Origin of the sequence: Rhizobium sp. 18055, from assembly GCF_902706285.1 — a bacterium.
Classification (GTDB): domain Bacteria; phylum Pseudomonadota; class Alphaproteobacteria; order Rhizobiales; family Rhizobiaceae; genus Rhizobium.
Genome location: NZ_CACSKD010000364.1, coordinates 1 through 419 on the forward strand (window position 1 = coordinate 1; position 419 = coordinate 419).

1 protein-coding gene is annotated in these 419 nt (G+C 67.3%); it reads left to right on the forward strand.

Annotation, left to right across the window (positions count from 1 at the left end):
- Window positions 1–91: 91 nt before the first annotated feature.
- A partial coding sequence (locus GVL52_RS32355) for a protein-L-isoaspartate O-methyltransferase (protein WP_368735341.1) occupies window positions 92–419 on the forward strand: 328 nt, incomplete at its 3' end.

The following is a 419-nucleotide window of genomic DNA, read 5'->3' on the forward strand; positions in this document are numbered from 1 at the left end:
GCTCGACAACCTGCTGGCGGGCTTTTGCGTGCGCCCGGCCTAGAATCGTGGGTTTGTCCCGACCTGACCCCGTGCACCGGAGAAATCCCCCATGACCCTTCCCTACAACACGACTGCCGACGCGAGCGATCCCGTGACCCTGGCCCGCTACAACATGATCGAGCAGCAGATCCGCCCCTGGAACGTGCTCGACACCGACGTGCTGGACCTGCTGAACGTCGTGCGCCGCGAGGATTTCGTGCCGGTCGCCTACCGCGGCATGGCTTTCATGGACATGGAGATCCCGCTGAATCCGTCCGCCGAGGAAGCCCAGCGCCTCGGCCAGTGCATGCTGGCCCCGCGCGTGGAAGCCCGCCTGCTGCAGGACCTGCAGGTGCGCCCCACCGACCGCGTGCTGGAGATCGGCACCGGCTCCGGGT